This is a genomic window from Streptomyces sp. NPDC028305 (genome assembly GCF_055569495.1).
The window spans coordinates 690642-716074 of sequence record NZ_JBVHTN010000006.1; the positions used below are offsets into that span (position 1 = coordinate 690642).

The window sequence follows — 25433 nt, forward strand, 5'->3', positions numbered from 1 at the left end:
GAGCCCCATGAGCCAAGCAACCCTGTCCCTCAGCCGCGCCCGGTACGCGGCCGCGCCCTGGGCCCGGATCGCCGGGCTGGCGGTCTGCGCGCTGCTGACCCTCGGGCCGGTCATCTGGACCGTCTCCACCTCGCTGCGCACCCCGGCCGAGTCCTTCGACCTGCCGCCGAAGATCATCCCGACGCACCCGACCACGGAGTCGTACCGCGGGGTCTTCGACCAGATCGACGTATGGCTGGTCGCCCTCAACTCGACGCTGGTGACGGCGCTGATCGCGGTGGGCCAGATGATCACGGCCGGCCTGGCGGGATACGCGTTCGCGCGCCTGGAATTCCGCTTCAAGAAGCCGCTGTTCGGCCTGGTGCTGGCGACCATGATGGTGCCGCTCCAGGTCACCATCGTGCCGGTGTTCCTGGTGCTGAAGTCGATGGGCCTGACCGACACTCTCCTCGGCCTGATCATTCCGGCCTTCCCGACCGCCTTCGGGACCTTCCTGATGCGGCAGTACTTCCTGGGGATGCCGAAGGACCTGGGCGAGGCCGCGATGCTGGACGGCTGCGGCCCGTGGCGGATCTTCCGCTCGGTGTACGCACCGCTGGCCGCCCCCGGCCTGGCGATCGTCGGCGTGCTGGCCTTCAACTACCACTGGAACGAGTTCTTCCGGCCGCTGATCCTGGAGACCTCCGGCCAGAACTACACCCTGCCGCTCGGCCTGGTCTCGCTCCAGGGCAACCTCGGCACCGGCTCCGTCTCGGTGGTGCTCGCCGGTGTCGTCCTCTCCATGCTCCCCGCCGTCGCCGTGTTCGTCGTCGGCCAGCGCCCTCTCCGCGAGGGCATCACCTCCGCAGGAGTCAACCGTTGAGCCCCGCCGCTCAGTCCCCCGACCCCGGCGCGCCGCGCTTCCGGGTCCGCCCGCCCGCCAACTGGATCAACGACCCGAACGGTCCCTTCCGCTGGCGGGGCCGCCATCACCTCTTCTACCAGCACAACCCGGACGCCCCGGTCCACGCCAACGTCCACTGGGGCCATGTCTCCAGCCCCGACCTGGTCCGCTGGGAGCACCATCCGATCGCGCTCGCCCCGACGCCCGGCGGGCCGGATGAGGCGGGCTGCTGGTCCGGGTGCGTGGTCGACGACGACGGTGTGCCCACGGCCGTGTACACCGGCGTCGACCGCCACCACACCGGCCTGGGCGCGATCTGCCTGGCGCGGGCTGCCGACCCGGACGACGAGGCGCTGGCCGACTGGAAGCCGCTGCCCACACCGGTGGTGACCGGACCGCCCCCCGGCCTGGACGTGGTGATGTTCCGCGACCCGTTCGTGTTCCGGTGGGGCGGGCGGCGGTGGGCGCTGGTCGGCGCGGGCCACGCCGACGGAACCCCGTCCGTGCTGCTCTACGACTGCCAGGACCTGGCCGACTGGCGGTTCGCCGGTGTGCTCCTCGACGGCGGCGACCCCGTCGCGGCGGAGGCGTTCGGCGACCGGGCGGCCGGCTGGGAGTGTCCGCAGCTGTACGCCACGGCGGGCGGGGACCGGGTGCTGGTGGTGTCGTTGTGGGACAAGGAGCCGCGCGCCACCGGCTATCTGACGGGCCGGCTGCATACGGACGACCAGGGCGATGTGCGCTTCGAGGCGCGCACCGGCGGACGGCTCGACCACGGCCGGGACTTCTACGCACCCGCCGTGCTCGAGGAGGCGGACCGGGCCCTGATGTGGGGCTGGTCCTGGGAGGCCCGTGAGCGGAGCGAGATCGAGCGCGCCGGGTGGGCCGGTGTCCTCACCGCGCCGAGGGTCGTCGACGTACACCCGGACGGCGCGCTGCGCGTCGTACCGGCCCCGGAGCTCGAACTGCTCCGCGCGCCCGAACCCTTCGTCACCGCACCGGGCCGGGCTCCGCTCCCGGACGCGTACGACCTGACCGTCACCGCCCGCGGCCTGACGACCGTGAGTCTGCTGCGGTCCGCCTCGGGGGCGGAGCTGACGGTGCGGCTGGACCCGGATCAGGGCACCGTGACGCTGGACCGCGGTGACTGGCCCCGGACGCCCGGCCTCGGGCCCGGGGGGTCGGCGCCCATCGTGGTGCGGGCGCCGGCGAGGGAGGTGCGCGTGCTCGTCGACGGCTCGCTGCTGGAGCTGTTCGCCGATGACCGGGCCACGGTCACCGAGCGCGTCTACCGGCGCCCGGGCGATGTGTGCGAGCTCGTCGTGGCGGGGTCCGCGGCCGCCGTCACGGGGTGGGAGCTGGTCCCACCGACGCCCGGCTGATCGCCGTGCAGGCGAGGCGCCGGGTGGTGGCGAGCGGTGTCCGCCCGGTGTCGAGGGCCTCCAGCAGCAGCCGGGCGGCGGCCTCGCCCATGGCCCGGTGCGGCAGCGCGACCGTGGTGAGGGGCGGGGCGAGGTACTCGGCCATGTGCTCCTGGTCGTCGTAGCCGACCACCGACAGCTCGTCGGGGACCGCGAGCCCGAGCCGGGCCGCGGCGTGCAGGACGCCCGCCGCGACCCGGTCGTTGTAGCAGAAGACGCCGGTGGGGCGGCGGTCCGCGGGGACCCCGTCGAGGATCCGCGCCGCGCCCTCGTACCCGCCGGAGATCTCGCCCCCGGTCCGCAGGACCCACTCCTTGGGGACGATGATCCCCTTGGCCCGCAGGGCGTCACGGAAGCCGCGCAGCCGCTCGGCCGACGCGATGTCGTCCTGGCCGCCGACCATGGCGACCCTGCGGTGCCCCTCGTCCAGCAGCAGCCGGGCCGCGGTACGGCCTCCGGCGCGCTCGGCGGGGATGACGGCCGGCAGGGAGTCGTCCTCGGGCAGACAGTTGGCGAGGACGGAGCGGGTGCGGTGCAGGCCCTCCGGGACGCGGACCCGGCGCAGCGACATGGTCGCGTAGATGATGCCGTCGACCCGCCGGTCGAGGAGTTCGGCGACCGCCGCGTCCTCCTTGGCCGGGTCGCCGCCGGAGTCGACGGTGAGGACGAGATGCCCGCTGTCCCAGGCGGTCTCCATGGCCCCGCGCAGCAGCCGCCCCGCGAACGGCGACGAGGCGATCTCGTCCGTGACCAGCCCGATCACGGCGGTGCGGCGGCTTCGCAACCCGCGCGCGACGGGGTCGGGGCGGTAGCCGAGGCGGGCGGCGGCCTGGCGGATGCGCTCCTGGGTGGCGGCCGAGAGGTTTCCCGCGGCACGGTCGTTGAACACGAAGGAGACGGCGGTATGGGACACCCCGGCGAGCCGGGCGACGTCCCGTGACGTCGGCCGCCCGAGCTTGTCGGCGTGCTCGCCCTCGCCCCTGCCCATGACCCTCGGCCGCCCTCTGTCCCCGTTGATGTCCGCGTCGATGTCCGCGTTGATGTGCGGGTCGATTCACCCGATCACTCCAGCCTATCCGTCCACATCTCGCCCCGAGGAACCCCGGCGGGCGGCGGCCCGTTACGCATGAGGGTGACCTGAAACCGCGTGGAAGCAGAAGCGCCATGTGCACAGAGTTCAGTGAGTTGCCGATGCCGATGCCGATGCCGGGGATTCGCTGATCTCGCCAGGCTCCCCCAGGCTCCCGCCCCCACCCCACCCTTCACGGAGGTCCGGAACCATGACCCGGAACCACCCCCAGCCGTCCCGGCGCGCCGTTCTCGGCGGTGCCGCCGTCGCCGCGTTCGCGATGGCGGCCGGCGCCGGGGCGGCACAGGCCGCCACCGCGGCCCCGGCCGCCGCGTGGCCGGCCGAGTTCCCGCTCCCCGACGGCTTCATGCCCGAGGGGATCACCATCGGCCGCAGGCCGTATGCCTATATGGGCTCGCGCGCCAACGGCGCCGTCTACCGCACCGATCTGCGCACCGGCGAGGGCCGCGTCATCCACGAGGGCGCCACGGGCACGGCGACCGTCGGGCTGAAGCTGGACGAGGACGGTCTGCTCTACGTCTCCGGAGGCGGTGGCGGGACGGCGCGGGTCGTGGACTCCCACACCGGCCGTCTCGTGACCACCTACCAGCTGACAGACACCACCGGGCACTTCATCAACGACGTCATCCTGCTCGGCGACCGCGCCTGGTTCACCGACTCGCGCGACGCCGTCCTCTATGGCGTACCGCGCGGCCGCAAGGGGGCGGTCCGCCGCCTGCCGCTCGTCGGCGACTGGGTGCAGACGCCCAACGTCAACAACGCCAACGGTGTCGTCGGCACCCCCGACGCCCATGGTCTGATCGTCGTCAGCAGCTCGCCCGGCCGGCTCTACCACGTCGACCTGGCCGACGGGCACGCCACCGAGATCGCCCTGGTCGGCGCGGCCGACGTGGCCAACGGCGACGGTCTTCTGCGCATCGGCCGCTCCCTGTACGTCGTCCAGAACCGGCTCAACCTGATCAGCGTCTTCGACCTCGACCTCAGGGCCCGCACCGCCACCCTGCGCCGTACGGTCACCGACCCCCGCTTCGACGTCCCCACCACCGTCGCCCGCTGGGGCGACCGCCTCTACCTGGTCAACGCCCGCTTCACCTCCCCCCAGACCCCGGAGACGACGTTCAACGGCGTCGCCGTCTCCATCGGTTGACAGACGTGACGGGCGCGCGCGATGGTCGCTCGGCCAGTGAAGCGGCGCAAGGGGTGTGGAGATGAGCGAGGTTCTGGACTTGGCGCTCGCGCGGAAGGTGCTGGCGGCCCAGCCCTTCAGCAATCTGCTCGGCACCCGTCTGGTGGCCTTCGGCGACGGCGCGGCGACGCTTGAGCTGGACATCCGCGACGACCTGCGCCAGCAGCACGGATTTCTGCACGGCGGGGTACTCGGTTACGCCGCCGACAACGCGCTGACCTTCGCCGCGGGCACGGTGGCCGGGGCCCGGCTGATCACCGCCGGGTTCACCATCGACTATCTGCGGCCCGCCGAAGGAGTGCTGCTGCGGGCCGAGGCGCGCGTCGTCCGGGCCGGCCGCACCCGCGTCGTGTGCCGCTGCGACCTGTCCACGGTGGACGGCGCGGGGGTCGAGACCCTGTGCGCCGTGGCGCAGGGCACGATCGCGGTGACGCCGCCGACCGAGCCGCCGAACGCGACCTGACGGGGGCGGGCCCCGGCGGGCCCGCCCCCTGGTCACTGACTGGAACCTCTCCGCGGGCTGGGCGGCGGGAGACGTCATCCCTGGACGCCCACGGCCGGATCGACCGCACCCTGGTGTTCGTGGTCGCCTTGCGGCAACCCCCGCACATTGCCGATCGTCCTGGCCGCGCTCCAGGACTCCTGAGCCGTCCGGCCCTCGGGCGAGCACCCTTCCCATTCACTAGGTAGACTGACCTACCTAATGAGTGAGAAGGGAACGTGATGGGCGACACCGATACCGCGGCAGCGCGCTCCGGCAAACGGCGGGGGACCGCGCGCGAGCGGCTGCTGGCCGCCGCGGCGCGCCGCTTCTACGCGGACGGCGTCTCGGCGACGGGGATCGACACGATCACCGCCGAGGCGGGCGTGGCGAAGATGAGCCTGTACAACAACTTCTCCTCCAAGGCCGACCTGGTGATGGCCTACCTCGACGCGCGGCACGAGGAGTGGCTGGACCTGTACCGGCGGCGCCTGGAAGGGGTCCGGGACGGGCGCGGTGGCGTGCTGGCCGTCTTCGACGCGTACGCCGATCACGCCGCCTTCGCCTACGAGCACGGCTTTCGGGGGTGCGGCCTGCTGAACGCGGCTGCCGAGCTGCCCGCCGAGGACGAGGGGCGGGCCGTGGTGCGCCGGCACAAGGAGGAAGTCGAGTCCCTGCTCGCCGGGCACGTCGGGGAACTGCTGCCCGACCGTCCCGAGGAGGCTCGCGTGGTGGCGGAGCATCTGGCGTTCCTCCTGGAAGGAGCGATGGCGCGGGCCGGCCTTGAGGGCGCCGGCACGCGTCTGGAGCGTGCGCGGACGATGGCGGCCGACATGCTGGACCGGCTGTGACGCGGGCTGTGACGCGGGCTGTGACGCGTCCCGCCGGACACGCGGTCGGCTCGGCCGGCGCGGGGTCGCTGTGCGTGCTCGTGGCGTCGGTGCTGTGGGGCACCACGGGCACCGCCGCGACCTTCGCCCCAGCCGTGGGGCCGCTCGCCATCGGGGCCGTCGCCATGGGTCTCGGCGGACTGCTCCAGGCCCTCATCGCCGGCCCCCGTATCGCCCGGGAAGCGCCGGGGCTCCGCGCGCAGCGCGGCGTGGTGCTGCTCGGCGCGCTGGCGGTGGGGACCTACCCGCTGGCGTTCTACACCTCCATGCACCTGGCCGGGGTCGCCGCCGGCACCGTGGTGTCGATCGGCTCGGCCCCGCTCGCCTCGGCCGTGATCGAGCGAGCCGTGGACGGACGCCGCCTCACGCGCCGCTGGATGACCGGCGCCGCGCTGGGCCTCGCCGGGACGGCGCTGCTGTGCGCGGCCGAGGCGGCCGGGGCGCACTCCGCCGCTGGGGCCCGCTCCGCGGGGTCGACCGTGCTCGGAGTGGCGCTGGGCCTGGTGGCCGGTTTCACCTACGCCCTGTACTCCTGGGCGGCCCACCGCCTGATCAGCCGCGGCGTCACCTCCCGCGCGGCCATGGGGACCGTCTTCGGGATCGGCGGCCTGCTGCTCCTGCCGGTGCTGCTGGCCACGGGCGGCCCGCTCCTGGACTCCTGGTCGAACGCGGCGGTCGGCGTCTACATGGCCCTGGTGCCCATGTTCATCGGCTACGTCCTGTTCGGCTGGGGCCTGGCGCACGTCCCGGCGAGCACGGCCACCACACTCTCGCTGCTGGAACCCGCTGTCGCGGCGGTCCTGGCCGTACTGGTCGTCGGCGAGCGCCTGCCCGCGCTCGGGTGGGTCGGCGTAGCCCTGGTCGTCGGCTGTCTCGCCGTACTCACCCTGCCGACCGGGACGGCTCGTCGGCGGCCACGAGCGGAGCCGGCGCCGGCGGTCGTCGAGCCGGGACAGGCCCCGGGAGAGCCCGCCGACGCGCACCCGTGAAATCCATTGCGGTCGGCGCGCCGCGGCGGATAGCTTCGCCGCGCCGCCCACCTGTGGACCGGCGCCGTCGACAAGAAGGTGTGCAGCACATGCGCAGCAGGAGCCGTCAGCACCCGACCCCGTCCTGTGCCATCTGCTGCTTCCTCACGACGGAGACACCTTGTCGCTTCGTATCACCGAGCTGACCGACCTCGACCCCAACCGCACCGTGTCCAGCCACCGCCCGCGCCGAAAGCCGACGCCACGTCACGGCCCAGGCCGAAGCGGACACACCCGGCGACCTGTTCCTCTCGGCACTGGGCTTTCGCGGGGTCCAGACCATGATCTTCACGCGGCTCGCGCTGGCGCGGGTGGACATCGCCGCCCTCCGTGAAACCATCCGACAGCCGCGCCCCGGCTACCGGCTGGAGTCGTGGGACGGCACCGTCCCCGACGAGCTCGCGGAGACCTTCACGGCCTCGCGGCGAGCCATGGACGACATGCCGACGGACGACGCCGACTACTCCACGGTGACCTGGGATGTGGACCGGGTGCGAGCGGTGGCCCGGGCCGTCGGGAAGCGGGGCGACCTCCTGCACACAGCCGCCGCCGTCAGGGTGGCGGACGGTGTGATCGTCGGGTTCACCGAGCTCGTCGTGCCCGGCGGCCGTACGGGTGACGGCCAGCACTACGGCACCGGCGTCCTGCCCGAACATCGCGGGCTCCGCCTCGGCCGCCCGGCGTCAGGCGAGTTCGGAGAGATCCTCACGGGTGAGGGCAATCGACCCGGCGGCGATGTTCTCCTCCAGGTGGGCCGGGGAGCCGGTGCCGGGGATGGCCAGGGTGACGGGCGAGGAGGCGAGCAGCCAGGCCAGGGCGATCTGCGGGACCGTCGCGCCGTGCCGGGCCGCGACCTCGGCCATGCGGTCACCGGTGAGGTCGCTCACGCCGCCGCCGAGGGGGAAGAACGGCACGTAGGCGATGCCCGCCTCCTCGCAGACGGCCATCAGCCGCGCATCGTCGCGCTTGGCGGCGTGGAAGTGGTTCTGTACGGCCGCGACGGGGGCGATCTCACGGGCCTGGGCGAGGTGGTCGGCGTCGACGTTGCTCAGGCCGAGGTGGCGGATCAAACCCTCCTCACGCAACGCGGCGAGCGCCTCGAAGCGCTCGGCGGCGGACTCGTCGTGCGGCGGACCCGTCCCGGGATCTCGCTGCCGCCATGCGCTTCTACGTCGAAGGTCTCGGCCTCGACGTCCTCTGGCGCACCACCGAGCACACGCCGGGCAAGCACGACCTGCTCATGCTCGGCCCGCGCGACGGAGTCTGGCACTTCGAACTCACTCACGACCCCGAGCAGCCTCTCGAACCCAGCCCGACCGTCGACGATCTCTTCGTCGTCTACCTGGGAGAACCCGTCGACGAGGATCTCGTGAACCGCCTGCTCGCCACCGGCGGCACCCGCGTGACCGCCCACAACCCGTACTGGGGCGAGCACGGCGTGACCGTCGCGGACCCCGACGGCTACCGCCTCGTCCTCTGCTCCCGCTCCTGGACCCGCTGAAATCCGAGGCCGACGCGCGAGTGATGGCCACTCGGCCTCATGTCACGCGTGCACTCGCCACTCCTCCTGCGGAATGGGCCCTTCCCAGTTGTCCGAGGCGCGATTGGCCCACTCACGAGCCACGAAGACCGGACGCGTGAGCAGGATGTCTCCGGCACGCTGCGCGCGCAGCACGAGCCCGAGTTCATCCGCCCCGGGATCGCCCTCCTGGGACCAAGTCACGTCCTCCCTCAATCCCTGGGACACCACGTAGTCGACGAAGAGGACCGCCAGCTTTGACGGCACCTGCCCGACCAACTGCAAGCCGTCCATGGTGACCTGAGGGCCATGGAGAGCGTCGACGGCGATGCCGTGGAGGCGGCGGCCGTCCGCGTAGTACGCCGTGAGGGCCGCCCCGCGCGAGGTCGGGAGGTGGAACGTTGCCCAGCGACCGGGAACCGAGACAGAGGCGTGATCCACGCCCAGCGCGGCAACCACCTCGTCGTGGTCCATCCCGAACCGCAGCGGACCGACACCCACGAAGGGCGTGAAGTTCCACTGCGACCGCTCGGATTCCTCCAGAACGACACCCGCAGGACGCATCGACGGCGCCTCCACCCGCATAGCCAGACGTGATCGAGACCGGACCGTACCGCGCGGTCGGCGGAGAGCTGTTCGGCGTCAGGACCTGCGTGGGGCTTCGATGTCGGAGCCGGCGGATACGGTGCGACGACTGTTGAGTGTTGCTGCCGTGGGGAGGGGCCTTGGGGGCCAAGACCGGTCTGCTCGTCTTTGCCGAGGGAGATGCGCCGAGCCTGTTGCGGCGGGTGGGACGGCACGGCCTGCGCGGCGAGCTGGCCCGGGGTCGAGATCGTCTGCGACCGGAGTGTGATGATCGATTCCCCGTCGCGGCTCCCTGAGCATCTGGTCGCCGCGAGCGCGGGACGACGGTTGATCTTGCATGCGATGCACAGTGTGGTCGACTGGTTCGCGTTCGCCGTGTGGGACGACGGACGCCTCATCCGCTCCCTGAGCCTGTCGCCGGACGACGGGATCATCGAGAACATCGGGGAGCCGTTCCCCTTCGAGCTTCCCTACTGGGCCGGGGAGCGCCCGGCGGACGTCGTCCCCTGGCCGGACGAGGACGACGAGCCGTATCCGCTGCCCTTCCATCCCCTGGAACTTGGTGAGGACGCGCTGCGCGCGCTCTGCGGGTTCATTCAGGAAGGCCGCCCCGAACCTGACGACGTCGACGCGGACGGCATCGAACTCCACGGCTTCCGAGTCCGGGACCCGAACGGGCCTGGCTCCGCCCACCGCACACGTGGGAGCTAAGCAGCCTTCGTCCGCGCCGCGCGCATGCCCGGGGCGGGCTCCTGTACCTCCTCAGGCAGGAAGGTCTCGTCTTCCCCGAAGTCCGGGGCCTGGAAGGGGTTTGTCGCAGGAGGCGGCGATGCCGGAGTGGTACCGCGGGGTTGCCCTTCCAGGGCGGAGAACAGCGACGTCAGTTCGATGAGAGGTCTCGCTTTCGTTACAGGTCCCCGAAGGGGCCTGGCGTGCCGTGACCGGGCACAGTGGTTCTACAACTTGGTCATCTTGGCGTACGGGCTCAGGATCCGCATTCGCTCCGAGCCAAAATCCACGAGCGCCGCGATTCCATCCTCGATGCCGATCACTCGGCCGAGGCCGTACATGTCGTGTGTGACCTGGTCGCCCACGGCGAAGTGCTTGGGGGCCGGCGTGACCGGGGCCTTGAAGGGGCTGGTGGGCAAATGACGCTTCGGTGCAGCAGGCTTTGTCATTGCCCCTAGTATGCGCCTACGAACCGCGCTGGTGGCTGCCTCGTCGATCGTTGGACTCCACTCCAGCAAGAGCTGAGCCTGCCGACCGGCCAGCAGACACCCGTACCGTTCGTGGTGTCTACGGCGTCACATAGCGGGCGCAAAACACTGGAGGCAATACCTCGTGCTGATTGCTCAGCGTCCGTCACTGACCGAAGAGGTCGTCGACGAGTTCCGTTCCCGATTCCTGATCGAGCCGCTGGAGCCGGGCTTCGGCTACACCCTCGGCAACTCCCTCCGTCGCACCCTCCTGTCGTCGATCCCCGGCGCTGCTGTCACCAGCATCCGGATCGACGGGGTCCTGCACGAGTTCACCACCGTGCCGGGCGTCAAGGAGGACATCACCGACCTCATCCTCAACATCAAGCAGCTGGTCGTCTCCTCGGAGCACGACGAGCCGGTCGTGATGTACCTGCGCAAGCAGGGCCCGGGTCTGGTCACCGCCGCCGACATCGCGCCCCCGGCCGGTGTCGAGGTGCACAACCCCGACCTGGTCCTGGCCGCGCTGAACGGCAAGGGCAAGCTGGAGATGGAGCTGACCGTCGAGCGCGGTCGCGGCTATGTCTCCGCCGTGCAGAACAAGCAGGTCGGCCAGGAGATCGGCCGGATCCCGGTCGACTCGATCTACTCGCCGGTGCTCAAGGTCACCTACAAGGTCGAGGCGACCCGTGTCGAGCAGCGCACCGACTTCGACAAGCTGATCGTCGACGTCGAGACCAAGCAGGCCATGCGTCCGCGTGACGCCATGGCGTCGGCCGGCAAGACCCTGGTCGAGCTGTTCGGTCTGGCCCGCGAGCTGAACGTGGACGCCGAGGGCATCGACATGGGCCCGTCCCCGACGGACGCCGCCCTGGCCGCCGACCTGGCGCTGCCGATCGAGGAGCTCGAGCTCACCGTCCGCTCGTACAACTGCCTCAAGCGTGAGGGCGTCCACTCGGTGGGTGAGCTCCTGGCGCGTTCCGAGGCGGACCTGCTCGACATCCGTAACTTCGGCGCCAAGTCGATCGACGAGGTCAAGGCGAAGCTGGCCGGACTGGGCCTGGCCCTCAAGGACAGCCCGCCCGGGTTCGACCCGACCGCCGCCGCCTTCGACGCGGACGACAACGGGAGCACGGGTTTCATGGAGACCGACCAGTACTGAGGCCGTTCCAGGCCGGTACATGACGAGGGCCCCGACCGGTGAACCGGTCGGGGCCCTCGTCTGCCCTGCTGGGCGGGTGCGGAGGATACGAGATTCGAACTCGTGAGGGGTTGCCCCCAACACGCTTTCCAAGCGTGCGCCCTAGGCCTCTAGGCGAATCCTCCGCGAGGAACAATACAAGACCAGAAGCAGTGGATGCGAACTCGTTCCCACCCCGGTCCATCCGCTAGGGTGGGGGCCAGCCCCTCACGTGGCGCTATCTCACCGAACTCCCCCAGGGCCGGAAGGCAGCAAGGGTAAGTGGGCTCTGGCGGGTACGTGGGGGGCCCTTGCGTTGTGGGGCGGCTCCGGATGTCGGTGGGCACCGATATCGTCGTAAGCGTGTCGTCCCTCGCGCTGTACCGCCGCTACCGCCCCGAGACCTACGCCGAGGTCATCGGCCAGGAGCATGTCACCGGCCCGTTGCAGCAGGCGCTGCGCAACAACCGGGTCAACCACGCGTACCTCTTCAGCGGTCCGCGCGGCTGCGGCAAGACGACGAGCGCGCGCATCCTGGCCCGCTGTCTGAACTGCGAGAAGGGGCCGACCCCGGCGCCGTGCGGGGAGTGCCAGTCCTGTCTGGACCTCGCGCGGAACGGACCGGGTTCGATCGATGTCATCGAGATCGACGCCGCTTCCCACGGAGGCGTGGACGACGCGCGTGAGCTGCGGGAGAAGGCGTTCTTCGGGCCCGCGTCGAGCCGGTACAAGATCTACATCATCGACGAGGCGCACATGGTCACCTCGGCGGGGTTCAACGCCCTGCTGAAGGTGGTCGAGGAGCCTCCGGAGCATCTGAAGTTCATCTTCGCGACCACGGAGCCCGAGAAGGTCATCGGCACCATCCGGTCGCGTACGCACCACTACCCGTTCCGGCTGGTGCCCCCGGGGACGCTGCGCGACTATCTGGCGGAGGTCTGCGAGCGCGAGGCGATCCCCGTCGAGGACGGGGTGCTGCCGCTGGTGGTGCGGGCCGGGGCCGGGTCGGTGCGGGACTCGATGTCGGTCATGGACCAGCTGCTCGCGGGCGCGGGCGCGGACGGTGTGACGTACGCCATGGCGACGTCGCTGCTCGGCTATACGGACGGCTCGCTGCTCGACGCGATCGTGGACGCCTTCGCGGCGAGCGACGGCGCTGCCGCGTTCGAGGTGGTCAACCGTGTGATCGAGGGGGGCAACGACCCCCGCCGCTTTGTCGCCGACCTGCTGGAGCGGCTGCGTGACCTGGTGATTCTCGCGGCTGTGCCGGATGCGGCGGAGAAGGGGCTCATCGACGCCCCGGTCGATGTCATCGAGCGGATGCAGGCCCAGGCGTCCGTCTTCGGCGCCGCCGAGCTGAGCCGCGCCGCCGACCTGGTCAACGAGGGCCTGACCGAGATGCGCGGCGCCACGTCGCCGCGGCTCCAGCTGGAGCTGATCTGCGCGCGGGTGCTGCTGCCCGCGGCGTTCGGGGACGAGCGGTCGGTGCAGGCGCGGCTGGAGAAGCTGGAGCGGGGGGCCCTGGCGGGCGGTCTGGGCGGAGGCCCAGGAGGCCCAGGAGGCCCAGGAGGCCCAGGAGGGCCTGGAGGCCCCGGAGGCATCGGAGGCATTGTCGGAGGGCCGGAGGGCCATGGGCCCGCCATGGGGTACGTACCGGGGCCCGACGCGCACGCCCCGGCCGCGGGCCCGTCCGGCCCGGCGGCCGCGCGCGCGGCGGTGACCGGCCGCGGTGGGGCCGGCCAGGGCGCGGCTCCGGCGGCTAGCGGTGCGCCCTCGGGCCCGGCCGAGGCCGAGGCCGGGAGCGGGGGCGGGGGCGGAGGACAGCAGCCCGGAGCGTGGCCCGGGGGCGCCCAGCCTGCGGGGCACGGCGGTGGCGGCGGGCAGCGCCCCGGTGCGGGCGGTGCCGACTCGACCGGCGGTGCGGAAGGTGGCGGGGCGCCTGCCGCGTCCGCGTCCGCGTCGCGGCCCGGGGCCTGGCCGACCGCCACGGCCCCCGGTTCCGCCCAGGGCTCGGGGCGGCAGCCCGGCAGCTGGCCGTCTGCCGCCGCGCCTGGGCAGGGCGGCGGGGCGGCGGGCGGTTCCACAGGGCCTGCCGGATCCTCTGGTGCTTCGAGTACTTCCGCCGGCTCCGGCCCCTCTGGCCCTTCCAGCCCCTCCGGTCCCGCCGGGGCGCCCGCCGCCCCCGCTGCCCCCGCCGCGTCCGCGCCGGGCATGGCGCAGGGCGCCATGCAGGTGCGGCAGATGTGGCCGGACATTCTGGAGGCGGTCAAGAACCGCCGCCGCTTCACCTGGATCCTGCTGAGCCAGAACGCGGCGGTCACCGGTTTCGACGGCACCACCCTTCAGGTCGGCTTCTCCAACCCCGGCGCGCGTGACAGCTTCGTCAGCGGCGGCAGCGAGGACGTGCTGCGCCAGGCGCTCAGCGACGCGATCGGTGTGCAGTGGCGGATCGAGGCGGTCGTCGACCCCTCGGGCGGCGCCGGCCAGCAGGGCGGGCCCGGCGGTGCGGGCGGCGGTGGCTTCGGCGGTTCCGGCGGCTTCAGTGGCTCCGGGGGCTCCGGCGGCTTCGGGGGTGGTGCCGCCCCGGCGGCTCCGCCGCGCCAGCCCGCCCCCAGGCCCCAGGCCCAGGCGGCGGCCGCCGGGCCCGCCGCCCCCGGCGCGTCCCCCGCCGGTCCTCCCGCCGCCTCCGCGGGCCCGCCCGCGCAGCCTTCGGCGTACCGGGAGCCGGAGCCCCCGCCCATCGCGCCCGAGGACGACATGCCGGCCGAGGACGACCCGGATCTCGACGACACCGCGCTCAGCGGTCATGACCTGATCGTGCGCGAGCTCGGCGCCACGGTCGTCGAAGAGATCGCGAACGAGTAGAGGTCGTGAACGGGAAGGGGCCGTGAACAGACAGGGGTGTGGGTGAAGAGGGGGCGCGCGGTCCGGACTAGTACCGCCCTGCGCGGCCCCTGAGTTGTGTCCTCCAGCGCCGCCCCTCCCTCCTCCCTACGGCGTAGAGCGAGGCGCTCCGTGAGCACGTAGGCTCGGGCTATCGGTAAGAAGAACTCTGTCGACAGCGCAGGAGTGAGCTCGTGATCCCCGGTGGTGGCCAGCCCAACATGCAGCAGCTGCTTCAGCAGGCCCAGAAGATGCAGCAGGACCTCGCCGCGGCGCAGGAGGAACTGGCCAGGACCCCTGTCGAAGGCTCGGCGGGCGGCGGCCTGGTGAAGGCCACCGTGACCGGCGCCGGTGAGCTTCAGGGCCTGGTGATCGACCCGAAGGCGGTGGACCCGGAGGACACCGAGACCCTCGCGGACCTCGTCGTCGCCGCCGTGCGCGACGCGAACAACGCCGCTCAGCAGCTTCAGCAGCAGAAGCTCGGTCCGCTCGCCCAGGGTCTCGGCGGCATGCCGGGCCTTCCGTTCTGAGCGGGCCTTCCGTTCGGAAACGGCTCTCCGCGGTCTGGCCCAGGCCCTGACCCGGGCCTTATACCGAAGTCTGTAAGAAGAGAAGCCACCGCGTGTCAGCGCGAGATTGGATGCGGGCGTGTACGAGGGCGTGGTCCAGGACCTCATCGACGAATTGGGCAGGCTGCCCGGCGTCGGTCCCAAGAGCGCGCAGCGCATCGCCTTCCACATCCTCCAGGCCGAGCCCACCGACGTCCGCCGCCTCGCGCACGCGCTGACCGAGGTCAAGGAGAAGGTGCGGTTCTGCGCGGTGTGCGGGAACGTCGCCGAGGCCGAGCAGTGCCGGGTGTGCCAGGACCCGCGCCGCGACCCGGCCGTCCTCTGTGTGGTCGAGGAGCCCAAGGACGTCGTGGCGATCGAGCGCACCCGCGAGTTCCGCGGCCGCTACCACGTGCTCGGCGGCGCGATCAGCCCGATCGAGGGTGTGGGCCCGGACGATCTTCGGATCAGGGAGCTGCTGACACGGCTCGCGGACGGTACGGTCACGGAGCTGATCCTGGCCACTGATCCGAACCTGGAGGGCGAGGCCACCGCCACCTACCTGGCGCGCATGGTCAAGCCCATGGGTTTGAAGGTGACCCGGCTGGCTAGCGGTCTCCCGGTCGGGGGAGACCTGGAGTACGCCGACGAGGTCACGCTGGGGCGTGCCTTCGAAGGGAGAAGACTTCTCGATGTCTGACGCAACGCTGCACGCCGCCCATCCGGATCCGGACGACTTCGCGGTCCAGATCTCCGATCAGATCGAGAGTTTCATCGTCGCCGTCACAGAAGTGGCGAAGGGCGACGAGCCGGACAGCGCCGTGCCGTTTCTGCTGCTCGAGCTCTCCCAGCTGCTCCTCGCGGGCGGCCGGCTGGGCGCCCATGAGGACTTCGTGCCCGACGAGCGGTACGAGCCGGACGTCGGCCCCGAGCCGGACGTGGACGAGCTGCGTGAGCGCTTCGCCCGGCTGCTCGACCCGGTGGACGTCTACTCCGAGGTCTTCGACCCGTATGTGCCGCGCAGCCGGCCCGTGGCCTGCCGGATCTCCGACGACCTGGCCGACATCATCACCGACCTGCGGCACGGCATGGCCCACTACCGTGACGGCCGGATCAGCGAGGCGCTGTGGTGGTGGCAGTTCTCGTATCTGTCCAACTGGGGTACGACCGCCTCCGCCGCCCTGCGCGCGCTCCAGTCGCTGGTCGCCCACGTACGCCTGGACAGCCCCCTGGACGAGCTGGACGGCCTGGACACGGACAGCAACGCGGGTGGGGACGAGCAGCTCGCGGAGGAGGCGGGACGCGTCATGGCGGCGGAGATCGCGGCCCCGCTCGGCATCCGGTCCGTCCAGACCTGAGACCTGAGAGAGACGAACGAGGCCCCCTCCGGGAATTCCGGGATGTGACCTGGGTTACGTTTTCGTATGCTTCGGGCGCGAGCGGGCAGGGTTGGTCGCTGAGCGGGTGGCACGGGAAAGTGGACGTCTGATCACAAAGTGAGTCATGTGTCTCGCAATGTGATATAGGCGGGGTAATTTCCGGCCACTCGTTAGACTGAGCCGACCGCAATACTGAGAGCCGTAGGGAGCGCACGTGGGCCTTGTCGTGCAGAAGTACGGAGGCTCTTCCGTTGCCGATGCCGAGGGCATCAAGCGGGTCGCCAAGCGAATCGTCGAAGCCAAGAAGAACGGCCACCAGGTGGTCGTCGTGGTTTCGGCGATGGGCGACACGACGGACGAGCTGATCGACCTCGCCGAGCAGGTGTCCCCGATTCCGTCGGGGCGTGAGTTCGACATGCTGCTGACCGCCGGAGAGCGGATCTCCATGGCCCTGCTGGCGATGGCGATCAAAAACCTCGGGCACGAGGCGCAGTCGTTCACCGGCAGCCAGGCCGGGGTGATCACCGACTCGGTCCACAACAAAGCGCGGATCATCGACGTCACGCCCGGCCGCATCCGGGAGTCGATCGACGCGGGCAACATCGCGATCGTCGCGGGCTTCCAGGGTGTGTCCCAGGACAAGAAGGACATCACCACCCTGGGTCGCGGCGGCTCCGACACCACCGCCGTCGCTCTCGCGGCAGCCCTCGAGGGCGAGGTCTGTGAGATCTACACGGATGTCGACGGTGTGTTCACCGCCGACCCGCGGGTCGTGAAGAAGGCCCGGAAGATCGACTGGATCTCGTTCGAGGACATGCTGGAACTGGCCAGTTCCGGCTCCAAGGTGCTGCTCCACCGCTGTGTGGAGTACGCACGCCGTTACAACATCCCGATCCACGTCCGCTCGTCCTTCTCCGGACTCAAGGGCACGTGGGTCAGCAACGAGCCGCAAGGGGACCAGCCGATGGAGCAGGCGATCATCTCGGGTGTTGCCCACGACACCTCCGAGGCCAAGATCACGGTCGTCGGCGTGCCGGACAAGCCGGGTGAGGCCGCGGCCATCTTCCGCACGATCTCGGACTCCGAGCTCAACATCGACATGGTGGTGCAGAACGTCTCCGCCGCGTCGACCGGCCTGACCGACATCTCCTTCACCCTCCCGAAGACCGACGGCCACAAGGCCATGGAGGCGCTGACCAAGGCGCAGCCGACGATCGGCTTCGACTCGCTGCGCTACGACGACCAGATCGCCAAGATCTCGCTGGTCGGCGCCGGTATGCGGACGAACCCGGGCGTCACCGCGTCCTTCTTCGAGGCGCTGTCCAACGCCGGGGTCAACATTGAGCTGATCTCGACCTCCGAGATCCGTATCTCGGTCGTCACCCGCGCCGACGACGTCAAGGAAGCGGTCCGGGCCGTGCACACCGCCTTCGGGCTGGACAGCGACAACGTCGAAGCCGTCGTCTACGGAGGGACCGGCCGATGACCGGCCGTGGCGGTGCCGGTGGCCGGAAGCCGACGCTCGCCGTCGTCGGCGCGACCGGAGCCGTCGGCACCGTCATGCTCTCCCTCCTCTCCGAGCGCGCGGACGTCTGGGGCGAGATCCGGCTGATCGCCTCGCCGCGCTCGGCGGGGCGGAAGCTGACCGTCCGGGGCGAGCAGGTCGAGGTGGTGGCGCTGGCCGAGGAGGCCTTCGACGGCGTCGACATCGCGATGTTCGACGTGCCGGACGAGGTCTCCGCGCAGTGGGCGCCGATCGCGGTGAGCAAGGGCGCGGTCGTGGTCGACAACTCCGGAGCCTTCCGGATGGACCCGTATGTACCGCTGGTCGTCCCCGAGGTGAACGCGCACGCGGCCCGGGTCCGCCCGCGCGGCATCATCGCCAACCCCAACTGCACCACGCTCTCGATGATCGTCGCGATCGGCGCGCTGCACGCCGAGTTCGGGCTTCAGGAGCTGATCGTCTCCTCGTACCAGGCGGTCTCCGGGGCGGGCAAGGAGGGCATCGACACCCTCCGCGCACAGCTCGCCCTCGTCGCCGGCACGGAGCTGGGCACGCAGCCCGGCGACGTACGGCGGGCGGTCGGCGACACCGGGCCGTTCCCCGGGCCGATGGCGCTCAACGTGGTGCCGTTCGCGGGCTCGCTCAAGGAGGACGGCTGGTCCTCGGAGGAGCTCAAGGTGCGCAACGAGTCCCGCAAGATCCTGGGGCTGCCGGAGCTGCGGGTCACCGCGACCTGTGTCCGCGTGCCCGTGATCACCACCCACTCGCTGGCCGTGCACGCGCGGTTCGAGAACGAGGTGACCGTGGCCCAGGTGCACGAGATCCTGGCGGTCGCGCCCGGGGTGGTGCTCTGCGACAACCCGGCGGAGGGCGAGTTCCCCACCCCGGCCGATGCCGTGGGCACCGACCCGACCTGGGTGGGCCGGGTGCGGCGCTCGCTGGACGACCCCAAGGCGCTCGAGCTGTTCGTGTGCGGCGACAACCTCCGCAAGGGCGCGGCGCTCAACACCGCGCAGATCGCGGAGCTCGTCGCGGCGGAGTTCACGGCCTGAAGGCCTGACGGTCTGTCGTCCTGTCGTTCCACGGGGACGCGTAAGGTGATGGCTCTCCGGCGTGGGCCCAGAGCCAACTGTGAAGTTTCTGTGACCTGGACAATGGCCTGGACCACTTGAACTGGGAGTAAACCAGGGCAAAGATCTGTGAAGAAGATTCCCTCCCCGCCCGCTGCAACCGGCAGCAGGCGGGGAGCGTCTTTCCAGCCGCCCTGTAGTGGGCGTTGAGCAAACCGGGGCATTGGGGATGGGTTGGTCTGCATGGGGGCATTCGTCGCATCGTCAAACGCGATGCCTCACGCGTACAACCCTGACAGGGGGCAGCGTGTCCAACTGGCGTGGCAGCAGAGGTATTCGGCATCGCAACGATCCCAGGGCGCGGCGGCACGGCAGTGCGGCCCCCGCGTCCCCGCGCTCCTGGCGGCATGCCGGTGATCGCGCCGTGGTCCACCGCTCGTCCCGCGCAGATTTCGACGGGGCGCGAGGACACTGACGAAGCGATGGCAGCCGGCACCACAGTCGATCACCTCACCGAGACCTACCGCGCCCACTACCGGTCGCTGCTCGGTCTTGCCGCGCTGCTCCTGGACGACACCGCCTCCTGCGAGGACGTCGTGCAGGAGGCGTTCATCCGCGTGCACTCCGCGCGGCGCCGGGTCCGTGACCCGGAGAAGACGCTCGCCTACCTGCGGCAGACGGTCGTCAACCTCTCGCGCTCGGCGCTGCGCCGCCGCATCCTCGGGCTGAAGCTGCTCTCCAAGCCGATGCCCGACATGGCGAGCGCCGAGGAGGGCGCGTACGAGCAGCTCGAGCGGGACCAGTTGATCAAGGCAATGAGAGGGCTCCAGCGCCGCCAGCGCGAGGTTCTCGTGCTGCGCTACTTCGCGGACATGACCGAGGCCCAGGTCGCCGAGACGCTCGGCATATCGCTCGGCTCGGTCAAGGCGTACGGATCGCGTGGCATCGCGGCGCTTCGCGTCGCAATGGAGGCTCCGGTATGAACGACGACACACTCAAGTCGGCGCCGGGGGACGATCCCGACCGGCGGGACGTTCACGAGCCGGACGGCACGGCGCGGCTCGGCAAGGCCGCGGGCACGGACGGCGGGGATCGTACGGACAGCGGGACCGGCAGCAGGAACGGCAGCAGGAACGGCAGCGGCGACATGAACGGCCCGGACGGCGGGGACGACAGGACCAGCCCGGACGGTATGGACGACGGCATGGACGAGGACTCGCTGCGCCGTCTCCTGCACGGCGCCGTCGGCGAGCTGGAGCCGTCACCCGACTCCCTGGAGCACCTGCGCCGCGCCGTGCCCGCCCGCCGTACGCGCCGCCGCCAGGCCCTGGTCGGCGCCGCCGCGGCGGTGGTGCTCGGCGGGGCCGCGCTGCCCGCGCTGGTCCACGTCGCCACCACCGGCGGCTCGGACGACCGCCCGGCCATCGCCGGCAGCAGCCACAACACGCCCGGCACCGACGAGGAGAAGCGCGGCGAGGACAGCGGCGGGAAGGAGACCGGCCGACCCGCCGACCAGGGCAGCGAGGACAAAGAGGACAAGGGCAAGGACGACAAGGAGAAGGACCCGTCCAAGAAGCCGGAGGGCGACTCGGGCGGCGTGGCCCCCGACCCCTCCAGCACGCTGAACGCCACCTCGCCCACCTGCGCCCGCTCCCAGCTCGGCAACGCCACCGGGACGGCCGGGACGGCGGACGCCGAGGGCCGGGTCTACGGCTCGTTTCACGTGCTGAACATCTCCGGCACGCCTTGCACGGTCGTGGGCGGCGGCAGCATCAGCCCGAGCGCGCTGGGCGGCGCGGACGCCTCCCGGGTCTTCGTCGTGGACCACACCTCCGGCGACGCGGCGAGCGGCCTGCCCGACCCCGCCACCGCGCCGGGCCAGCTCATCCTGAAGCCCGGCCAGGCGTACGAGGTGAGGTTCGCCTGGATCCCGCAGTCCGGCGGCGGCACCTCAGGCTGCTCCAACACCAGCTCCACGCCGAGCCCCGACCCCACGCCGGACTCGGCCGCCGCGGACGGCGAGCCCTCGGACACTCCGGGCGACGGCTCCGGCAGCGGAAGCGGTGGCGGCGGCGGTGGCGGCGGCGAACAGCCGGCGGGGAGCGTCGCGCTCAGCTACACGCCCGAGGCCGGTGACCCGCCCGCGGCGAGCGTGACGCTCAGCGGCGCGTGCGCGGGGACGATCTACCGCACCGGGGTGCTGGCGGGCGCGTAGGCCGGGGGCGCCCCGGCCCACCCCAAGGGCGGGCCGGCGGTCGCGGGCCCGTACGGTGGTGGTGTGTATCGGTTTCTGCTGACACCCCGCTGGTGGGTGATCAACGTCTTCACCGTGCTGGCCATTCCGGTCTGTCTGTTCATGGGCAGCTGGCAGCTGAGCCGCTTCGAGGCACGCGTCGAGAACCACAACAAGCAGCAGGACAAGTCCTCCGAGGCCAAGGAGGGCGCCGAGCCGCTGACGGCGCTGCTGCCGGTCACCGACCGGACCTCGGGGCGGTCGGCCACCGCGACCGGGCGCTATGACACCGAGCACCAACTGCTCGTCCCGGACCGGCGGCTGGGCGACCACGACGGCTTCTACGTGCTCACGCTGCTGCGCACCGACGGGGGCAAGGCGGTCCCGGTCGTGCGGGGCTGGCTGCCCGGCGACGCCGACGACAAGGCGGACGTCGCCAAGGTGCCCGCGCCCCCGGCGGGCGAGGTGACCGTGACCGGGGCGCTCCAGGCGTCCGAGCACTCGGGCAGCGACGGGGTGCGGGCGAGCGGCGGGCTGCCGCGCGGCCAGCTGGGCATGATCAGCGCCGCCTCGCTGGTGAACCTCGTGCCGTACGGGGTGTACGACGCGTGGATCACCGCCGCCTCCGCCCCCGGGACCCTGAAGCCGGTGCCCCCGGCCGTGGCGGAGGGCACCGGGCTCGATCTCAAGGCGTTCCAGAACCTCGGCTACACCGGCGAGTGGTTCGTCTTCGCGGGCTTCGTCGTGTTCATGTGGTTCCGGCTGTTCCGCCGCGAGGCGGAGACGGCGCGTGACCTGGAGCTCGGGATCATCGCGTCGGAGACCCCGGCTGCGCCTGAAGATCACGCGAGTCACGCGAGTCACGCGGACCACGCGGATCCGGCAGCTGACCCAGGTGACGCTGAGCGAACTCGATCTCCAAGCGCAACTGCTTGATCCGCTCCTCGACCACCAGCGAGCCGTGCCCCGCGTCGTACCGGTACACCTCGTGCGGGGCGCCGCGCCGCGCCAGCCGCTCCACGTAGTTGTCGATCTGCCGGATCGGGCAGCGCGGGTCGTTGACCCCCGCCGAGATGTAGACCGGCGCCCGCACGGCGTCCACATACGTCAGCGGTGAGGAGGCCTCGAAGCGCTCGGGGACCTCTTCCGGCGTGCCGCCCAGCAGCGTGCGGTCCATCGCCTTCAGGGCCTCCATCTCGTCGTGGTACGCCGTGACGTAGTCCGCGACCGGCACCGCCGCGAGCCCCAGCGCCCACGCCTCGGGCTGGGTCCCGAGCCCCAGCAGCGTCAGATAGCCGCCCCACGAGCCGCCGGCCAGCACCAGCCGCTCGGGGTCGGCGAGCCCCGAGTCGACCGCCCACTGGCGTACGGCCGCGATGTCCTCCAGCTCGATCAGCCCGACGCGGTGCTTCAGCGCGTCCGTCCACGCCCGTCCGTACCCGGTGGACCCGCGGTAGTTGACGCGTACGACCGCGAAGCCGTGGTCGACCCAGGCCGCCGGGCCCGCCGCGAAGGCGTCGCTGTCGTGCCAGGTGGGCCCGCCGTGGATGTCGAAGACGGTCGGGAAGGGGCCCTCGCCCGCGGGCTTGTGCACCAGGGCGTGCACCCGCCCGCCGGGCCCGTCCACCCAGATGTCGTCGACCGGCACCGACCCGGGAGCCCTGAGCCCGGGCGGGTCGAGTACCACGCGCCCGCTCGTGGAGCGCACCTGCGGCGCCTCGGCCGCCGAGGACCACAGGAACTCGACCGTGCCGTCCGGCCGCGCCGTCGCCCCCGAGATGGTGCCGGGCGGGGTGTCGAGGCGGGTCAGCTCGCCGGAGGCGAGGTCGTACCGCCACAGCTCGCTGCGCGCCTGGTAGCTGTGCTCGACCAGCAGCGCCGTCCCGTCCGGCACCCAGTCGGCGCCGACGTCCCCGGGCAGGTCGATGGCCAGCGCCGTCTCCACGCCGGTGTCCGGGTCCCACACCATCGGCTCCCAGCGGCCGCGCCGCTGGTGCCCGACGAGCAGCCGGTTGTCCCCGGTGACCGGCGCGAACCCCATGACGGACAGGCCCAGCTCCTCGGTGCCGCCCTTGGTGTCGTCCAGCTCCGCGACGGGCGTGCCGTCCAGCCGTACGATCCGGATCGCCGAGTGCATGGCGTCGCCGTGCTCGGTGTGCTCGATCGCGATCAGCGTCCCGTCGTACGACAGGTCGCCCACCCCGGCCGACTCCCGGTGGCGGTAGATCTCCTGGGGCGCGGCCCCGGGCCGCACGACGTGGACGGTGGAGCCGTCCTCGTCCGTGGACCGCCCGACGACCGCGGTGCCGTCGCGGCCGAGCGCCAGACCGGCCGGGTAGGAGGGGGCCAGGCCGGGCGCCGCGGGCTCGTCCGGTCCGCCGCCCTGCGCCGCTGTTCCCTGGCTCGGGACGGCGTCCGGGGCGAACGGCTGGCGCATCCACACCCCGAACTCGTCGCCGTCGGTGTCCGAGAACCACCAGATCCACCGGCCGTTTGGGGTGAGCACCCCATCCGTCGTGCCGTTCGGCCGGTCGGTCGCCTGGCGCTGCGCTCCGGTCGCCCGGTCCCACGCGTACAGCTCGTAGGTCCCGGTCGCATTGGACACGAACAGCGCGCGGTCCGGTGCGTCCTCGGCCCAGTCGGGCAGGGAGACGCGCGGGGCCCGGAATCGTTTCTCCCAGTCGGGCATGGTCTGTGCGTCATTCATCCCTCCATCAAACCCGATCGGACCGGCGCCGACCGCAGTGATCCTTGCTAACGTGCGCATCCACACGCGTGAGGCGATGCGCGGAGTGGGGCACGGAGCGATACGGGGGCTGGAAACCGCGGTGGCGTTCACTTATACGAATCTCCTCGAGATGGACCTCGGCAAGCTCGGTGCGGCGGTCGCCGACTGGAAGACCGTGGTGAGCGATCTCGAAAAGCTCGGGACGGATGTCGACCGGGGCCTGGTGCGGAAGTCGAACGCCGCGAAATGGGCCGGTCTCAATGCGACGGTGACTCGGGACTTCGTCCGCAAGACGGCGAAGGAGTTCCGGGATCTGCACCGCGAGGCGAAGAGCGTCTGGAGCGTTCTGGACGACGCGAACACGGAGCTGCGGGGCATTCAGAAGCGGGTCAGAAAGCTGGTCGCCGACGCCGTGGCGGAGAAGCCCTCGCTCTTGGTCAAGGACGCGGGCGACGGCTCGGTTCGGGTGACCGAGGCGCTGTGCAACGTCGACGGCGACAGCCAGCGCACCGAGGACCTGCTCACCTGGTACGCCGAGTCCATCACGGAGATGGTCACCTACGCCGCGGAGATCGACGCCGCCGTCACCCGCGCCCTGCGCGCGAGCCACGGCCAGGACCCCCATGACGCGGGCCACGCCGTCTACACCTCGCTGGACGAGGACATGATCCCGCGCGCGGTCGAGCTGGCCTCGCTGGGGGACGAGGCGAGCCCGGAGGAGCGCGCCCGGCTGCGGCGGCTGTGGGAGTCCCTGAGCCCGCGGGCGCGCGGCGAGCTCTGGGCGGCCCACAAGGACGACCTCGTGGCGGCGGGGGTCCTGTCCCCGCGGATCAGGCAGATCTCCCCGGACGCGGGGTCGGGCCGGCACGGTGTCGAGTCCCCCGGTCTCGGCGAGCGGGTCACCTTGGAGAAGGTCAAGGCGCTGGCGGAGGGTGCCTCGCTGCTGGGGATGGACGACGCGGCGCGGCACCTGACGCACTACCTGGATAATTCCGGCACAACTCTGGATCTGCCCGTCGACAAGATGATGAAAGGCGACGTGGCGCTCCGTAACAAGGCCCTCGAAGCCATCATGGACAATGAGGACAAATGGCGCGCGGAGGCGTTGGCGGAATTCAGGAAGAACGGCGGCCGGCCGGTCGCCATCCCGGTGGAGACGATGAACAGCGACTATCGCTTCAGCCGGTCGGGCAATGAGGACTGGTATCTGGCTGTCGGCTCGGTCAACACGAATACGAGCGGTGTGGTCACGGTGACGCCGGGGGCCGACGGAAAGCCCAAGGTGGGCCTCGACTACCAGCTCAATGTGTGGGACCGCTACAACTGGGATTCCGGAAAAGAGACCGAGATAGCCGGGGTTACTTTCACGGACGAGGAGATTGGCCGGCTGCACCGGACCGGACTGGCCCAGGAATTCGACATGCGGGGGAGCAGCTCGGTCGTGCATCGCCAGATCGTGGACGGGCCAGGGAGGCTCACGCAGGATCCCGTGCCGGACGTTGGGAGAGACTCCGGCGGGCGTACGGACCCCGGCCGGGAGGACCCGTACCGCTGACCGGCGTCCAGCCCGCCCCCGCCGGGCGCCCTCGCGGGGCGCCCTGGCGGGACGACCGGGCGGGGGACGGATGT

22 protein-coding genes, 1 tRNA gene, 1 other RNA gene and 2 pseudogenes are annotated in these 25433 nt (G+C 71.5%); 20 read left to right on the forward strand and 6 right to left on the reverse strand.

The annotated features are described in order from the left end of the window. The first annotated feature begins 7 nt into the window (after nucleotides 1-7). Nucleotides 8-862: a carbohydrate ABC transporter permease gene (locus ACZ4WQ_RS28545; RefSeq protein ID WP_311727013.1), complete on the forward strand. Its 855-nt coding sequence runs from the start codon at nucleotides 8-10 to the stop codon at nucleotides 860-862. Beyond that, a complete protein-coding gene (locus ACZ4WQ_RS28550) occupies nucleotides 859-2265 on the forward strand; it encodes a glycoside hydrolase family 32 protein (RefSeq protein ID WP_358847913.1) in 1407 nt (468 codons plus the stop codon). The genes ACZ4WQ_RS28545 and ACZ4WQ_RS28550 overlap by 4 nt, the downstream gene beginning before the upstream one ends. Here ACZ4WQ_RS28550 and ACZ4WQ_RS28555 read toward each other — a convergent pair. Continuing rightward, the gene (locus tag ACZ4WQ_RS28555) at nucleotides 2228-3292 is read right to left on the reverse strand and encodes a LacI family DNA-binding transcriptional regulator (RefSeq protein ID WP_311727015.1); all 1065 of its coding nucleotides are present in this window, start codon (nucleotides 3290-3292) and stop codon (nucleotides 2228-2230) included. The genes ACZ4WQ_RS28550 and ACZ4WQ_RS28555 overlap by 38 nt on opposite strands. A 292-nt stretch (nucleotides 3293-3584) precedes the next feature. On the opposite strand from ACZ4WQ_RS28555, the gene ACZ4WQ_RS28560 reads away from it, so the two are divergent. The 4 genes from ACZ4WQ_RS28560 to ACZ4WQ_RS28575 all read left to right on the forward strand — a co-directional run bounded on the left by ACZ4WQ_RS28560 (nucleotide 3585) and on the right by ACZ4WQ_RS28575 (nucleotide 6940). Continuing rightward, nucleotides 3585-4541, forward strand: coding sequence for an SMP-30/gluconolactonase/LRE family protein (locus ACZ4WQ_RS28560; protein ID WP_468022534.1), 957 nt, complete (start codon nucleotides 3585-3587; stop codon nucleotides 4539-4541). Nucleotides 4542-4602: 61 nt separating this feature from the next. Then, complete coding sequence (locus ACZ4WQ_RS28565) at nucleotides 4603-5043, forward strand: PaaI family thioesterase (RefSeq protein WP_385349096.1); 441 nt, start codon at nucleotides 4603-4605, stop codon at nucleotides 5041-5043. Between the two features lie 260 nt (nucleotides 5044-5303). Then, nucleotides 5304-5912, forward strand: a complete 609-nt coding sequence (locus ACZ4WQ_RS28570; protein ID WP_311727020.1) for a TetR/AcrR family transcriptional regulator — start codon at nucleotides 5304-5306, stop codon at nucleotides 5910-5912. A gap of 20 nt (nucleotides 5913-5932) precedes the next feature. Next, nucleotides 5933-6940, forward strand: a complete 1008-nt coding sequence (locus ACZ4WQ_RS28575; protein ID WP_468022535.1) for a DMT family transporter — start codon at nucleotides 5933-5935, stop codon at nucleotides 6938-6940. A 722-nt stretch (nucleotides 6941-7662) separates the two neighbouring features. On the opposite strand, the pseudogene ACZ4WQ_RS28580 reads toward ACZ4WQ_RS28575, so the two are convergent. After that, nucleotides 7663-8112, reverse strand: a pseudogene (locus tag ACZ4WQ_RS28580) (aldo/keto reductase); the annotation flags it as partial. A gap of 26 nt (nucleotides 8113-8138) precedes the next feature. Here ACZ4WQ_RS28580 and ACZ4WQ_RS28585 point away from each other — a divergent pair. Further along, on the forward strand, nucleotides 8139-8480 hold the full coding sequence (locus ACZ4WQ_RS28585; RefSeq protein WP_398375943.1) for a VOC family protein: 342 nt from the start codon (nucleotides 8139-8141) through the stop codon (nucleotides 8478-8480). Nucleotides 8481-8522: 42 nt separating this feature from the next. Here ACZ4WQ_RS28585 and ACZ4WQ_RS28590 read toward each other — a convergent pair whose 3' ends face one another. Beyond that, a complete protein-coding gene (locus ACZ4WQ_RS28590) occupies nucleotides 8523-9083 on the reverse strand; it encodes a hypothetical protein (RefSeq protein ID WP_311727025.1) in 561 nt (186 codons plus the stop codon). A gap of 180 nt (nucleotides 9084-9263) precedes the next feature. Between ACZ4WQ_RS28590 and ACZ4WQ_RS28595 the strand changes: the two genes are divergently transcribed. Next, a complete protein-coding gene (locus ACZ4WQ_RS28595) occupies nucleotides 9264-9794 on the forward strand; it encodes a DUF6928 family protein (protein ID WP_398375940.1) in 531 nt (176 codons plus the stop codon). Nucleotides 9795-10039: 245 nt separating this feature from the next. Here ACZ4WQ_RS28595 and ACZ4WQ_RS28600 read toward each other — a convergent pair whose 3' ends face one another. Continuing rightward, nucleotides 10040-10261 (reverse strand): hypothetical protein, encoded by a 222-nt coding sequence (locus ACZ4WQ_RS28600; RefSeq protein WP_311727027.1) that lies wholly within the window; start codon nucleotides 10259-10261, stop codon nucleotides 10040-10042. 163 nt (nucleotides 10262-10424) lie between these two features. On the opposite strand from ACZ4WQ_RS28600, the gene ACZ4WQ_RS28605 reads away from it, so the two are divergent. After that, on the forward strand, nucleotides 10425-11441 hold the full coding sequence (locus ACZ4WQ_RS28605; protein WP_311727028.1) for a DNA-directed RNA polymerase subunit alpha: 1017 nt from the start codon (nucleotides 10425-10427) through the stop codon (nucleotides 11439-11441). A gap of 79 nt (nucleotides 11442-11520) precedes the next feature. On the opposite strand, the gene ACZ4WQ_RS28610 is transcribed toward ACZ4WQ_RS28605, so the two are convergent. Continuing rightward, nucleotides 11521-11605 (reverse strand) — tRNA-Ser (locus ACZ4WQ_RS28610). A gap of 74 nt (nucleotides 11606-11679) precedes the next feature. On the opposite strand from ACZ4WQ_RS28610, the gene ffs reads away from it, so the two are divergent. The 10 genes and pseudogenes from ffs to ACZ4WQ_RS28660 form a co-directional block, all read left to right on the forward strand. Continuing rightward, nucleotides 11680-11774: signal recognition particle sRNA small type (gene ffs / locus ACZ4WQ_RS28615), an RNA gene on the forward strand. A gap of 48 nt (nucleotides 11775-11822) precedes the next feature. Next, nucleotides 11823-14324, forward strand: a complete 2502-nt coding sequence (locus ACZ4WQ_RS28620) for a DNA polymerase III subunit gamma and tau (RefSeq protein ID WP_468022536.1) — start codon at nucleotides 11823-11825, stop codon at nucleotides 14322-14324. A gap of 212 nt (nucleotides 14325-14536) precedes the next feature. Continuing rightward, the gene (locus ACZ4WQ_RS28625) at nucleotides 14537-14872 is read left to right on the forward strand and encodes a YbaB/EbfC family nucleoid-associated protein (RefSeq protein WP_014177713.1); all 336 of its coding nucleotides are present in this window, start codon (nucleotides 14537-14539) and stop codon (nucleotides 14870-14872) included. A gap of 118 nt (nucleotides 14873-14990) precedes the next feature. Then, nucleotides 14991-15590, forward strand: coding sequence for a recombination mediator RecR (gene recR / locus ACZ4WQ_RS28630; protein WP_311727030.1), 600 nt, complete (start codon nucleotides 14991-14993; stop codon nucleotides 15588-15590). Continuing rightward, nucleotides 15583-16248, forward strand: a complete 666-nt coding sequence (locus ACZ4WQ_RS28635) for a DUF5063 domain-containing protein (protein ID WP_311727031.1) — start codon at nucleotides 15583-15585, stop codon at nucleotides 16246-16248. Before recR ends, ACZ4WQ_RS28635 begins: the two co-directional genes overlap by 8 nt. 235 nt (nucleotides 16249-16483) lie before the next feature. Further along, the gene (locus ACZ4WQ_RS28640) at nucleotides 16484-17755 is read left to right on the forward strand and encodes an aspartate kinase (protein ID WP_311727032.1); all 1272 of its coding nucleotides are present in this window, start codon (nucleotides 16484-16486) and stop codon (nucleotides 17753-17755) included. Beyond that, nucleotides 17752-18825, forward strand: coding sequence for an aspartate-semialdehyde dehydrogenase (locus tag ACZ4WQ_RS28645; protein WP_361186900.1), 1074 nt, complete (start codon nucleotides 17752-17754; stop codon nucleotides 18823-18825). Before ACZ4WQ_RS28640 ends, ACZ4WQ_RS28645 begins: the two co-directional genes overlap by 4 nt. A gap of 425 nt (nucleotides 18826-19250) precedes the next feature. Continuing rightward, the gene (locus ACZ4WQ_RS28650) at nucleotides 19251-19826 is read left to right on the forward strand and encodes a SigE family RNA polymerase sigma factor (RefSeq protein ID WP_311727035.1); all 576 of its coding nucleotides are present in this window, start codon (nucleotides 19251-19253) and stop codon (nucleotides 19824-19826) included. Continuing rightward, nucleotides 19823-21058 (forward strand): hypothetical protein, encoded by a 1236-nt coding sequence (locus ACZ4WQ_RS28655; protein WP_468022537.1) that lies wholly within the window; start codon nucleotides 19823-19825, stop codon nucleotides 21056-21058. The genes ACZ4WQ_RS28650 and ACZ4WQ_RS28655 overlap by 4 nt, the downstream gene beginning before the upstream one ends. A 114-nt stretch (nucleotides 21059-21172) precedes the next feature. Then, nucleotides 21173-21799: pseudogene (locus ACZ4WQ_RS28660) on the forward strand (SURF1 family protein); the annotation flags it as partial. 85 nt (nucleotides 21800-21884) lie between these two features. Here ACZ4WQ_RS28660 and ACZ4WQ_RS28665 read toward each other — a convergent pair. Further along, a complete protein-coding gene (locus ACZ4WQ_RS28665; RefSeq protein WP_398376671.1) occupies nucleotides 21885-23765 on the reverse strand; it encodes a S9 family peptidase in 1881 nt (626 codons plus the stop codon). A gap of 70 nt (nucleotides 23766-23835) precedes the next feature. Here ACZ4WQ_RS28665 and ACZ4WQ_RS28670 point away from each other — a divergent pair, with 70 nt between their 5' ends. Beyond that, a complete protein-coding gene (locus tag ACZ4WQ_RS28670; RefSeq protein WP_385345635.1) occupies nucleotides 23836-25359 on the forward strand; it encodes a hypothetical protein in 1524 nt (507 codons plus the stop codon). Nucleotides 25360-25433: the final 74 nt, after the last annotated feature.

Coding starts and splice junctions, on each gene's coding strand:
- ACZ4WQ_RS28545 (WP_311727013.1), top strand. CDS start 8: ATGAGCCAAGCAACCCTGTCCCTCAGCCGCGCCCGGTACGCGGCCGCG.
- ACZ4WQ_RS28555 (WP_311727015.1), bottom strand. CDS start 3,292: ATGGGCAGGGGCGAGGGCGAGCACGCCGACAAGCTCGGGCGGCCGACG.
- ACZ4WQ_RS28560 (WP_468022534.1), top strand. CDS start 3,585: ATGACCCGGAACCACCCCCAGCCGTCCCGGCGCGCCGTTCTCGGCGGT.
- ACZ4WQ_RS28565 (WP_385349096.1), top strand. CDS start 4,603: ATGAGCGAGGTTCTGGACTTGGCGCTCGCGCGGAAGGTGCTGGCGGCC.
- ACZ4WQ_RS28570 (WP_311727020.1), top strand. CDS start 5,304: ATGGGCGACACCGATACCGCGGCAGCGCGCTCCGGCAAACGGCGGGGG.
- ACZ4WQ_RS28585 (WP_398375943.1), top strand. CDS start 8,139: ATGCGCTTCTACGTCGAAGGTCTCGGCCTCGACGTCCTCTGGCGCACC.
- ACZ4WQ_RS28590 (WP_311727025.1), bottom strand. CDS start 9,083: ATGCGGGTGGAGGCGCCGTCGATGCGTCCTGCGGGTGTCGTTCTGGAG.
- ACZ4WQ_RS28595 (WP_398375940.1), top strand. CDS start 9,264: ATGCGCCGAGCCTGTTGCGGCGGGTGGGACGGCACGGCCTGCGCGGCG.
- ACZ4WQ_RS28600 (WP_311727027.1), bottom strand. CDS start 10,261: ATGACAAAGCCTGCTGCACCGAAGCGTCATTTGCCCACCAGCCCCTTC.
- ACZ4WQ_RS28635 (WP_311727031.1), top strand. CDS start 15,583: ATGTCTGACGCAACGCTGCACGCCGCCCATCCGGATCCGGACGACTTC.
- ACZ4WQ_RS28645 (WP_361186900.1), top strand. CDS start 17,752: ATGACCGGCCGTGGCGGTGCCGGTGGCCGGAAGCCGACGCTCGCCGTC.
- ACZ4WQ_RS28650 (WP_311727035.1), top strand. CDS start 19,251: ATGCCGGTGATCGCGCCGTGGTCCACCGCTCGTCCCGCGCAGATTTCG.
- ACZ4WQ_RS28655 (WP_468022537.1), top strand. CDS start 19,823: ATGAACGACGACACACTCAAGTCGGCGCCGGGGGACGATCCCGACCGG.
- ACZ4WQ_RS28665 (WP_398376671.1), bottom strand. CDS start 23,765: ATGCCCGACTGGGAGAAACGATTCCGGGCCCCGCGCGTCTCCCTGCCC.